Origin of the sequence: Bacillus sp. ms-22 (assembly GCF_009759805.1) — a bacterium.
GTDB classification, from domain to species: domain Bacteria; phylum Bacillota; class Bacilli; order Bacillales; family Bacillaceae; genus Bacillus; species Bacillus xiamenensis.
The window spans coordinates 50,704-63,146 of the sequence record NZ_CP046653.1 but is presented as its reverse complement, the minus strand read 5'-3'; the positions used below and the strand labels follow the sequence as shown (position 1 = coordinate 63,146).

Annotated in this window: 7 protein-coding genes; all 7 read left to right on the top strand. The window is 42.9% G+C overall.

Features of this window, described 5'->3' with window-relative positions; all coding sequences use genetic code 11:
- Positions 1-138 precede the first annotated feature (138 nt).
- The 7 genes from rpoB (at position 139) to tuf (ending at position 12,342) form a co-directional block, all read left to right on the top strand.
- On the top strand, positions 139-3,720 hold the full coding sequence (rpoB, locus tag GPA07_RS00380) for a DNA-directed RNA polymerase subunit beta (RefSeq protein ID WP_157291861.1): 3,582 nt from the start codon (positions 139-141) through the stop codon (positions 3,718-3,720).
- A gap of 61 nt (positions 3,721-3,781) precedes the next feature.
- The gene (rpoC, locus tag GPA07_RS00375; RefSeq protein ID WP_008356513.1) at positions 3,782-7,381 is read left to right on the top strand and encodes a DNA-directed RNA polymerase subunit beta'; all 3,600 of its coding nucleotides are present in this window, start codon (positions 3,782-3,784) and stop codon (positions 7,379-7,381) included.
- A 146-nt stretch (positions 7,382-7,527) separates the two neighbouring features.
- Positions 7,528-7,776, top strand: coding sequence for a 50S ribosomal protein L7ae-like protein (locus GPA07_RS00370; protein ID WP_008356515.1), 249 nt, complete (start codon positions 7,528-7,530; stop codon positions 7,774-7,776).
- Between the two features lie 113 nt (positions 7,777-7,889).
- Complete coding sequence (gene rpsL / locus GPA07_RS00365) at positions 7,890-8,309, top strand: 30S ribosomal protein S12 (RefSeq protein ID WP_008356518.1); 420 nt, start codon at positions 7,890-7,892, stop codon at positions 8,307-8,309.
- 121 nt (positions 8,310-8,430) lie between these two features.
- A complete protein-coding gene (gene rpsG / locus GPA07_RS00360) occupies positions 8,431-8,901 on the top strand; it encodes a 30S ribosomal protein S7 (protein WP_008356520.1) in 471 nt (156 codons plus the stop codon).
- A gap of 54 nt (positions 8,902-8,955) precedes the next feature.
- A complete protein-coding gene (gene fusA, locus GPA07_RS00355; protein ID WP_008356523.1) occupies positions 8,956-11,034 on the top strand; it encodes an elongation factor G in 2,079 nt (692 codons plus the stop codon).
- A gap of 117 nt (positions 11,035-11,151) precedes the next feature.
- Complete coding sequence (gene tuf / locus GPA07_RS00350; RefSeq protein ID WP_008356525.1) at positions 11,152-12,342, top strand: elongation factor Tu; 1,191 nt, start codon at positions 11,152-11,154, stop codon at positions 12,340-12,342.
- Positions 12,343-12,443: the final 101 nt, after the last annotated feature.

The window sequence follows — 12,443 nt, the reverse complement described above, 5'->3', positions numbered from 1 at the left end:
GTATTTGTTTTTGGATGTGGTTTTCTTATTTTAGAAACCCTTTTTTCTTTTGTCTTGTAAAAGTATTTCTTTACTGACATTTGAAAGACAGAAATACTTTTTACACATATAATACGCATGATTTGAGGGGTGAATCAGTTGACAGGTCAACTAGTTCAGTATGGACGACACCGCCAGCGCAGAAGCTACGCACGCATAAGCGAAGTGTTAGAATTACCAAATCTCATTGAAATTCAAACCTCTTCTTATCAGTGGTTTCTTGATGAGGGTCTTAGAGAGATGTTTCAAGATATATCCCCAATTGAGGATTTTACTGGTAACCTTTCTCTTGAATTCATTGATTACAGCCTAGGGGATCCTAAGTATCCTGTAGCAGAATCAAAAGAACGTGATGTAACTTACTCTGCTCCACTAAGAGTAAAAGTTCGTTTAATTAACAAAGAAACTGGAGAAGTAAAAGACCAAGATGTGTTTATGGGTGATTTCCCAATCATGACTGACACAGGTACTTTTATTATTAATGGTGCGGAACGTGTAATCGTTTCTCAGTTAGTACGTTCTCCAAGTGTATATTTCAGTGGTAAAGTAGACAAAAACGGTAAAAAAGGTTTTACTGCGACTGTCATTCCAAACCGTGGCGCATGGTTAGAATACGAAACTGATGCGAAGGATGTAGTCTATGTACGCATCGATCGCACACGTAAGTTGCCGGTTACGGTTCTTTTGCGTGCTCTCGGCTTTAGCTCTGATCAAGAGATTCTTGACCTCATTGGCGAGAATGAATACTTACGCAACACGTTGGAAAAAGACAATACAGAGAATGCCGATAAAGCCCTTCTCGAAATCTACGAGCGTCTTCGTCCTGGAGAGCCGCCAACTGTTGAAAATGCGAAAAGCTTGCTAGACTCTCGCTTCTTTGATCCGAAGAGATATGACCTAGCAAATGTTGGACGCTACAAGATTAATAAGAAGCTTCATATTAAAAATAGACTATTCAATCAAAAATTGGCTGAAACGCTAGTTGATCCTGAAACAGGTGAAATCCTAGCAGAAAAAGGTCAAATTTTAGATAGAAGAGTGCTTGATAAAGTTCTTCCATACTTAGAAAACGGCATCGGATTTAGAAAGCTATATCCGAATGGCGGCGTAGTAGAGGATGAAGTAGAACTTCAATCTATCAAGATTTATGCACCGACTGATCAAGAAGGCGAACAAGTGATCAACGTGATCGGAAATGCATATGTAGAGGAAACTGTGAAAAATATCACGCCTTCTGACATCATTGCATCGATCAGCTACTTCTTTAACCTTCTTCATGGAGTAGGTGACACAGATGATATCGATCACCTTGGTAATCGTCGTCTGCGTTCTGTAGGTGAGCTTCTGCAAAACCAATTCCGTATTGGTTTAAGCAGAATGGAGCGTGTTGTTCGTGAAAGAATGTCAATTCAAGACACAAACACGATCACGCCTCAGCAGCTGATCAACATTCGTCCTGTGATCGCTTCTATCAAAGAGTTCTTTGGTAGCTCTCAGCTTTCTCAGTTCATGGATCAAACAAACCCGCTTGCTGAATTGACGCACAAACGTCGTCTGTCAGCGCTTGGACCGGGTGGTTTGACACGTGAGCGTGCAGGAATGGAAGTTCGTGACGTTCACTATTCTCACTATGGCCGTATGTGTCCAATTGAAACACCAGAGGGTCCAAACATTGGTTTGATCAACTCTCTATCTTCATTTGCGAAAGTGAATCGTTTTGGCTTTATTGAAACACCTTACCGCCGGGTTGACCCTGAAACAGGTAAAGTGACACCGAGAATTGATTACTTAACTGCTGATGAAGAGGATAACTACGTTGTAGCACAAGCGAACGCTCAGTTAGCTGAAGATGGTTCGTTTATCGATGATAACATTATCGCTCGTTTCAGAGGGGAAAACACCGTTGTGCCTCGAAACCGCGTTGACTACATGGACGTTTCGCCTAAGCAGGTTGTTTCTGCAGCGACAGCATGTATCCCATTCTTAGAAAACGATGACTCTAACCGTGCTCTAATGGGAGCGAACATGCAACGTCAGGCTGTGCCTTTGATGCAGCCGGAATCACCGATTGTTGGTACAGGTATGGAGTATGTATCAGGTAAAGACTCTGGTGCTGCTGTTATCTGCCGTTACCCAGGTGTCGTAGAACGTGTTGAAGCGAAGAATATTTGGGTTCGCCGTTATGAAGATGTTGACGGACAAAAAGTCAAAGGAAACCTAGACAAATACAGCTTGCTGAAATTTGTCCGCTCTAACCAAGGGACTTGCTACAACCAGCGTCCAATCGTAAGTGTTGGAGATGAGGTCGTGAAAGGAGAAATCCTTGCAGACGGTCCTTCTATGGAAAAAGGTGAATTGGCTCTAGGACGTAACGTCATGGTCGGCTTCATGACTTGGGACGGTTACAACTATGAGGATGCGATCATTATGAGTGAGCGCCTTGTAAAAGATGACGTCTACACGTCTATTCATATTGAAGAATATGAATCAGAAGCTCGTGATACAAAGCTTGGACCAGAAGAAATTACGCGTGATATTCCAAACGTTGGGGAAGATGCTTTACGCAACCTTGACGAACGTGGAATTATCCGTATTGGTGCAGAAGTAAAAGACGGAGACCTTCTTGTAGGGAAAGTAACGCCTAAAGGTGTAACAGAACTGACAGCTGAAGAACGTCTATTACATGCAATCTTCGGTGAAAAGGCTCGTGAAGTGCGTGATACGTCTCTACGTGTACCACACGGCGGCGGCGGAATCATTCACGATGTCAAAGTCTTTAACCGTGAAGATGGAGATGAATTACCTCCAGGTGTAAACCAGTTAGTCCGCGTATACATCGTTCAGAAGCGTAAAATTTCTGAAGGTGACAAAATGGCCGGACGACATGGTAACAAAGGGGTTATCTCTAAAATCCTTCCAGAAGAAGATATGCCGTATCTTCCAGATGGAACACCGATTGATATCATGTTAAACCCTCTAGGGGTACCATCTCGTATGAATATCGGTCAGGTACTTGAGCTTCATATGGGTATGGCTGCACGTTACCTAGGCATCCACATTGCGTCACCAGTATTTGATGGTGCTCGTGAGGAAGATGTGTGGGAAACGCTTGAAGAAGCAGGTATGTCCCGTGATGCGAAAACAGTCCTTTATGATGGTCGAACTGGTGAACCATTCGACAACCGTGTATCTGTCGGAATCATGTATATGATCAAACTGGCTCACATGGTTGACGATAAACTTCACGCACGTTCAACTGGACCATACTCACTTGTTACGCAGCAGCCACTTGGTGGTAAAGCACAGTTTGGCGGACAGCGTTTCGGAGAGATGGAAGTATGGGCACTTGAAGCTTACGGTGCAGCATACACACTTCAAGAGATCTTAACTGTTAAATCGGATGACGTTGTGGGTCGTGTGAAAACATACGAAGCCATCGTCAAAGGGGATAACGTACCTGAACCAGGTGTCCCTGAATCATTCAAAGTATTAATTAAAGAACTTCAAAGTTTAGGTATGGATGTGAAAATCCTATCTGGCGATGAAGAAGAGATAGAAATGAGAGATTTAGAAGACGATGAGGAAACGAAGAAAGCAGACGGATTAGCGTTATCTAATGACGAAGATGCTGCAGACCTCGCACCTGTCGATCTTGAACGTGACGCAGTCACAAAAGAATAGCAGAAACGATTAGAGCAAGTGACTAGGGTATAACCCGAAGATTAAAAGGGAGGTAGGCCCCTTGCTAGATGTGAACAATTTTGAGTATATGAACATCGGTCTCGCATCACCTGATAAAATCCGTTCTTGGTCTTTTGGTGAAGTGAAAAAGCCTGAAACGATTAACTATCGTACACTGAAACCTGAAAAAGATGGTCTCTTTTGTGAACGTATCTTCGGACCGCAAAAAGACTGGGAATGTCATTGTGGAAAGTATAAACGCGTTCGTTATAAGGGTGTTGTATGTGACCGTTGTGGTGTAGAAGTAACACGGGCAAAAGTCCGTCGTGAGAGAATGGGGCATATTGAACTGGCTGCCCCAGTTTCCCATATTTGGTATTTCAAAGGTATCCCAAGCCGTATGGGTCTTGTTCTTGATATGTCACCACGTGCGTTAGAAGAAGTGATTTACTTCGCTTCTTACGTCGTGACAGATCCGGGCAACACTCCGCTTGAGAAGAAACAACTTCTTTCTGAGAAAGAATTCCGTGCTTATTTAGATAAATACGGTAATACGTTCCAAGCAGCTATGGGCGCAGAAGCGATTAACAAACTTCTTCAAGACATTGATCTTGTGAAAGAAGTAGATACACTCAAAGAAGAGCTGAAAACAGCTCAAGGACAGCGTCGTACACGTGCGATCAAACGCCTTGAAGTGTTGGAAGCCTTCCGTAACTCAGGAAATAAGCCATCTTGGATGATCCTTGATGTACTTCCGGTGATTCCACCAGAATTACGTCCAATGGTTCAGCTTGATGGTGGACGTTTTGCTACTTCTGACCTGAACGACCTTTATCGTCGTGTCATTAACCGTAACAATCGTCTGAAGCGTTTATTAGATCTTGGCGCGCCAAGCATCATCGTACAGAACGAGAAGCGTATGCTTCAAGAAGCTGTCGATGCCTTGATTGATAATGGACGTAGAGGCCGACCAGTAACAGGACCAGGAAATAGACCATTGAAATCTCTTTCTCACATGCTGAAAGGGAAACAAGGACGTTTCCGTCAAAACTTGCTTGGTAAACGTGTTGACTATTCTGGACGTTCCGTTATCGTCGTAGGACCACATTTGAAAATGTATCAGTGTGGACTTCCGAAAGAAATGGCTCTTGAATTATTTAAACCATTCGTGATGAAGGAGCTTGTTGAAAAAGGATTAGCTCACAACATTAAGAGTGCGAAGCGTAAGATTGAGCGTGTGCAGCCGGAAGTTTGGGATGTTTTAGAATCAGTGATTCGTGAGCATCCAGTCTTACTAAACCGCGCACCAACTCTTCACAGACTTGGTATTCAAGCGTTTGAACCTACACTTGTGGAAGGCCGCGCAATTCGTCTGCATCCACTTGTATGTACAGCCTACAACGCTGACTTTGACGGTGACCAAATGGCGGTTCACGTACCATTATCTGCTGAAGCTCAAGCTGAAGCTCGTATCTTAATGCTTGCTGCTCAAAACATTTTGAACCCGAAAGATGGAAAACCTGTTGTTACGCCATCTCAGGATATGGTGCTTGGTAACTACTACCTCACACTTGAGCGTAAAGGTGCTATCGGAGAAGGTATGGTCTTCAAAGATACTGACGAAGCCCTTCTAGCCTATCAAAATGGATATGTACATCTTCATACACGTGTAGCTGTTGCAGCTAGCTCGTTGAAGAATGTCACATTCACTGATGAACAGCGTTCTAAATTGTTGATTACAACAGTTGGAAAACTGATCTTTAACGAAATTTTACCGGAATCATTCCCATACATGAATGAGCCGACTAAGAGCAATATTGAAGAAAAAACGCCTGATCGTTTCTTCCTTGAAAAAGGTGAGGATGTCAAAGCTGCGATCGAGAAGCAAGAAATCAATGCGCCGTTCAAAAAAGGTATTTTAGGAAAAATCATTGCGGAAATCTTTAAGAGATTCCATATCACTGAGACATCTAAAATGCTTGACCGCATGAAAAATCTCGGTTTCAAATATTCTACTAAAGCCGGTATTACGGTTGGTGTATCTGATATCGTCGTATTAGATGATAAACAGCAAATCCTTGAAGAAGCACAAGCGAAAGTAGATAACGTCATGAAGCAATTCAGACGTGGTTTGATTACAGAAGAAGAGCGTTATGAGAGAGTGATTTCAATCTGGAGTTCTTCTAAAGATGTCATCCAAGGTAAACTGATGAAGTCCCTTGATGAAGTCAACCCGATCTACATGATGAGTGACTCTGGAGCGCGTGGTAACGCATCTAACTTCACTCAGCTGGCTGGTATGCGTGGTCTGATGGCTAACCCGGCTGGACGTATCATTGAACTTCCGATTAAATCTAGTTTCCGTGAAGGTTTAACCGTATTGGAATACTTTATTTCCACTCACGGAGCGCGTAAAGGTCTTGCCGATACAGCCCTTAAAACAGCTGACTCAGGTTACCTCACGCGTCGTCTCGTTGACGTTGCACAGGATGTCATTATCCGTGAAACAGATTGCGGTACAGACCGCGGAATCTTGGCGAAGTCCATTAAAGAAGGAAATGAAATTATTGAGAAACTTGAAGAACGTCTCATCGGACGATTTGCAAGAAAACCAATTGTTCATCCTGAAACGGGCGAAGTCATTGTTGGCGAAAACGAACTAATTGATGAAGATAAAGCACTTGAAATAGTCGAAGCAGGTATTGAGGAAGTATGGATTCGTTCTGCATTTACATGTAACACGCCTCATGGTGTATGTAAACGATGCTACGGCCGTAACCTTGCAACTGGTACTGACGTTGAAGTTGGTGAAGCAGTTGGAATCATCGCTGCACAATCAATCGGTGAACCTGGAACACAGCTTACAATGCGTACGTTCCATACTGGTGGGGTAGCAGGAGACGATATCACACAAGGTTTACCTCGTATCCAAGAGCTATTTGAAGCGCGTAATCCGAAAGGGCAGGCAACCATCTCTGAAATTGATGGTGTCGTTGCTGAAATTAACGATGTTCGTGACAAGCAGCAGGAAATTGTGGTTCAAGGCGAAGTTGAAACTCGTTCTTACACAGCTCCTTACAATGCACGTCTGAAAGTTGTTGAAGGTGACAAAGTCACTCGTGGTCAAGTACTGACAGAAGGCTCAATCGATCCGAAAGAACTTCTTAAAGTGACTGACATGACAGCTGTTCAAGAATATCTGCTTCATGAAGTACAAAAGGTATACCGTATGCAAGGGGTAGAAATTGGAGATAAGCACGTAGAGGTAATGGTTCGCCAAATGCTTCGTAAAGTGCGTGTCGCTGATGCAGGGGATACAGACGTATTGCCAGGCACACTTCTTGATGTACACCAATTCACTGAAGCGAACAAAAAGGTACTATTTGAAGGCAAACGTCCTGCAACAGGCCGTCCAGTTCTTCTTGGTATTACAAAAGCATCGCTTGAAACAGACTCATTCTTGTCTGCGGCATCCTTCCAAGAAACGACTCGTGTCCTAACAGATGCGGCGATTAAAGGAAAACGTGATGAACTGCTTGGCTTGAAAGAGAATGTTATCATCGGTAAACTTGTTCCTGCTGGAACGGGAATGCCAAACTACCGTAAAGTTAAGCCGGTTTCGCAAGTGCAACCGTCTGACGACATGGTTCCTGTAGAGTAATCTTTCTCTTAAGATTTCTATAAAAATCATCAAAAAATGGTGAAGGATGTCAAGATTATCTGTTATACGATATTGACATCCTTCTGCCATGATGATAATATAACCAAGGTGCTCAAAATAAAACCTGTTACTTTGGAGGATATTCGATGTCTTATGATAAAGTATCACAGGCTCAATCCATTATTATTGGTACGAAGCAAACAGTAAAAGCTCTAAAACGAGATTCGGTGAAGGAAATTGTCGTAGCGAAAGATGCTGATCCTGCTTTAACAGCTGGTGTAATAAAACTAGCGCAAGAGAAGGGTGTAGACATTTTAGTGGTAGATTCCATGAAAAAGCTCGGCAAAGCCTGCGGAATTGAAGTTGGGGCAGCAGCTGTTGCCATTATGTTATAACGTACTTGTTTTGTTTTTGCATGCCTAAAATGCAAAAGCATTGTTTTTTGCCTTTTGATGAACCACCTGGGTATGTGGGTTATAAAAAAAGTAATGAAGGGAGGAATAACAACATGCCTACAATTAATCAGCTAGTACGCAAAGGACGCGTGAGTAAAGTTGAAAACTCAAAGTCTCCTGCACTTAACAAAGGATACAACAGTTTCAAAAAAGAGCACACTAACGTAACATCTCCACAGAAGCGCGGGGTTTGTACTCGTGTCGGTACAATGACACCGAAGAAACCAAACTCAGCACTACGTAAATATGCTCGTGTACGTTTATCTAACCTGATTGAAGTAACAGCTTACATTCCTGGTATCGGACACAACCTACAAGAGCACAGTGTAGTACTTATCCGTGGCGGACGTGTAAAAGACTTACCGGGTGTACGTTACCACATCGTTCGTGGTGCGCTTGATACTGCCGGAGTTGACGGTCGTATGCAAGGACGTTCTAAATACGGAACAAAACGCCCTAAACAAAGCAAATAATATAAACAAACATAAGGGTTTTTAGAAGTTGATGTCAGATCAGTGGAGTCTATTAACTGACAATGAAACTGAGATGAAAGACAGATAGAAATCCTTTTAAAAGAGAAGGGAGGCTATTCAGATGCCACGTAAAGGTCCTGTAGCAAAAAGAGACGTTTTGCCAGATCCAATTTACAATTCTAAACTTGTATCTCGTTTGATCAACAAAATGATGATCGACGGTAAAAGAGGAAAAGCTCAAACAATCCTCTACAAGTCATTTGATATCATCAAAGAACGTACTGGTAATGAAGCGATGGAGGTTTTCGAACAAGCCTTGAAAAACATCATGCCAGTTCTTGAAGTTAAAGCACGTCGTGTAGGTGGAGCTAACTACCAAGTTCCTGTAGAAGTTCGCCCAGACCGTCGTACAACTTTAGGTCTTCGTTGGTTAGTAAACTACGCTCGTCTTCGTGGAGAAAAAACGATGGAAGAGCGTCTTGCTAACGAAATCCTTGACGCAGCTAACAACACTGGTGCTGCTGTTAAGAAACGTGAAGATACACACAAAATGGCAGAAGCGAACAAAGCATTCGCTCACTACCGCTGGTAGGATTTATACCAAACTAAAAAAACTATTCCCTAATAAGGAAGGAGAAATTACCCAATGGCAAGAGAGTTCTCCTTAGACAAAACTCGTAATATTGGTATCATGGCGCACATTGATGCCGGTAAAACGACAACGACTGAGCGTATCTTGTACTACACTGGTCGTATCCATAAAATTGGTGAAACTCACGAAGGAGCTTCACAAATGGACTGGATGGAGCAGGAGCAAGAACGTGGTATTACAATCACTTCTGCTGCTACTACAGCACAATGGAAAGGTTACCGTGTAAACATCATTGATACACCAGGACACGTAGACTTCACTGTTGAAGTTGAACGTTCTTTACGTGTACTTGATGGTGCGGTTGCTGTTCTTGATGCACAATCAGGTGTAGAGCCACAAACTGAAACAGTTTGGCGCCAAGCAACAACTTACGGAGTACCTCGTATCGTATTCGTTAACAAAATGGATAAAACAGGTGCGGACTTCCTTTACTCTGTAGGTACATTAAGAGATCGTCTTCAAGCGAACGCTCATGCAATTCAATTGCCGATCGGTGCTGAAGATCAATTCGAAGGAATCATCGACCTTGTAGAAAACGTAGCATACTTCTACGAAGATGACCTTGGAACTCGCTCTGATGCGAAAGAAATCCCTGCTGAGTATAAAGACAAAGCTGAAGAGCTTCGCAACAGCCTAATTGAAGCTGTCGCTGAGCTTGATGAAGAGCTTATGGAAAAATACCTTGAGGGTGAAGAAATTACAATTCCTGAATTGAAAGCTGCCATCCGTAAAGGAACGTTGAATGTTGAATTCTTCCCAGTTCTTGTTGGATCTGCTTTCAAAAACAAAGGTGTTCAGCTTGTACTTGACGCTGTGCTTGACTACCTTCCTGCACCAACTGATGTTGCTGCAATCAAAGGTATCCTGCCAGATACAAATGAAGAGGTAGTACGTGAGTCTTCTGACGACGCACCATTCTCTGCACTTGCATTTAAAGTTATGACTGACCCTTATGTTGGGAAACTAACATTCTTCCGCGTATACTCTGGAACACTTGATTCTGGTTCTTACGTGAAGAACTCTTCTAAGAACAAGCGTGAGCGTGTTGGACGTATCCTTCAAATGCACGCAAACAGCCGTGAAGAAATCTCTACTGTATACGCAGGGGATATCGCAGCAGCTGTAGGTCTTAAAGATACATCTACTGGTGATACTCTTTGTGACGAGAAAAATCTCGTTATCCTTGAGTCTATGGAATTCCCAGAGCCAGTTATCGATGTAGCAATCGAGCCTAAATCTAAGGCTGACCAAGATAAAATGAGTATCGCTTTAGCTAAACTAGCTGAAGAGGATCCAACATTCCGTACACAAACAAACCCTGAAACTGGTCAAACGATCATCTCTGGTATGGGTGAGCTTCACCTTGATATCATTGTTGACCGTATGAAGCGTGAGTTCAAGGTTGAAGCTAACGTAGGAGCTCCTCAAGTTGCGTACCGTGAAACATTCCGTACTGGTGCAAAAGTTGAAGGTAAATTCGTACGTCAGTCTGGTGGACGCGGTCAGTTCGGACACGTTTGGATCGAATTCGAACCAAACGAAGAAGGCGCAGGCTTTGAATTTGAAAATGCAATCGTCGGTGGGGTTGTTCCTCGTGAATACATCCCAGCTATTCAAGCAGGTCTTGAAGATTCACTTGAAAATGGTGTATTAGCTGGATTCCCATTAATCGACATCAAAGCAAAATTATTTGATGGATCTTACCACGATGTTGACTCTAACGAAATGGCGTTCAAAATTGCTGCATCTATGGCATTGAAAAATGCTGCCAGCAAATGTAACCCAGTTCTACTTGAGCCAATGATGAAAGTAGAAGTCGTTATCCCAGAAGAATACATGGGAGACATCATGGGTGATATCACATCTCGTCGTGGACGTGTAGAAGGTATGGAAGCACGCGGTAACGCTCAAGTTGTTCGCGCGATGGTTCCACTTTCTGAAATGTTCGGATATGCAACTGCACTCCGTTCTAACACACAAGGACGCGGTACTTTCACTATGCACATGGATCACTACGAAGAAGTGCCTAAGAGCATCAGTGAAGAAATCATCAAAAAAAATAAAGGTGAATAATTGATTTTGCCTTTAAACTAAAGTATAACTACTATTGAAGATCAGAAAGTGAGAGGTAACTTTTCACTTTCTATCACTTATACCAAATACAATGAACCTTTAAGGAGGATTTTTAGAATGGCTAAAGAAAAATTCGACCGTTCCAAATCGCATGCTAACATTGGTACAATTGGACACGTTGACCATGGTAAAACAACTCTAACTGCTGCTATCTCAACAGTTCTTCATAAGAAATCTGGTAAAGGTACGGCTATGGCTTATGACCAAATCGATGGTGCTCCAGAAGAGCGCGAGCGTGGAATCACAATCTCAACTGCACACGTTGAGTATGAAACTGATTCTCGTCACTATGCACACGTAGACTGCCCGGGACACGCTGACTACGTTAAAAACATGATCACTGGTGCTGCTCAAATGGACGGCGCGATCTTAGTAGTATCTGCTGCTGACGGTCCAATGCCACAAACTCGTGAGCACATCCTACTTTCTCGTAACGTAGGTGTTCCTTACATCGTAGTATTCCTTAACAAATGTGACATGGTTGACGATGAAGAACTACTTGAACTTGTTGAAATGGAAGTTCGTGACCTTCTTTCTGACTATGACTTCCCTGGTGACGATGTACCAGTTATCAAAGGTTCTGCTCTTAAAGCTCTTGAAGGAGATGCTGAGTACGAAGCGAAAATCCTCGAACTTATGGATGCGGTTGATGAGTACATCCCAACTCCAGAGCGTGACACTGATAAGCCATTCATGATGCCAGTTGAGGACGTATTCTCAATCACTGGTCGTGGAACAGTTGCTACTGGTCGTGTTGAGCGTGGACAAGTTAAAGTCGGTGACGAAGTTGAAATCATCGGTCTTCAAGAAGAAAACGGTAAAACAACTGTTACAGGTGTTGAAATGTTCCGTAAGCTTCTTGACTATGCTGAAGCTGGTGACAACATTGGTGCACTACTTCGTGGTGTATCTCGTGAAGAAATCCAACGTGGTCAAGTACTTGCTAAACCAGGTACAATCACTCCACATAGCCGTTTCAAAGCTGAAGTTTATGTACTTTCTAAAGAAGAAGGTGGACGTCATACTCCATTCTTCACTAACTACCGTCCGCAGTTCTACTTCCGTACAACTGACGTAACTGGTATCGTACATCTTCCAGAAGGTACTGAAATGGTAATGCCTGGCGATAACACTGAGATGGAAGTTGAACTTATCTCTACTATCGCTATCGAAGAAGGAACTCGTTTCTCTATCCGTGAGGGTGGACGTACTGTAGGTTCTGGCGTCGTTTCTACTATCATTAAGTAATAAACTTATAAAAGAGACTCCTTGCAAAAGGGTCTCTTTTTTTGCTTTTCCAGAGCAGAACGGCTACTATAAGCTATAGAATCTAAATGGAACCGAGAGGA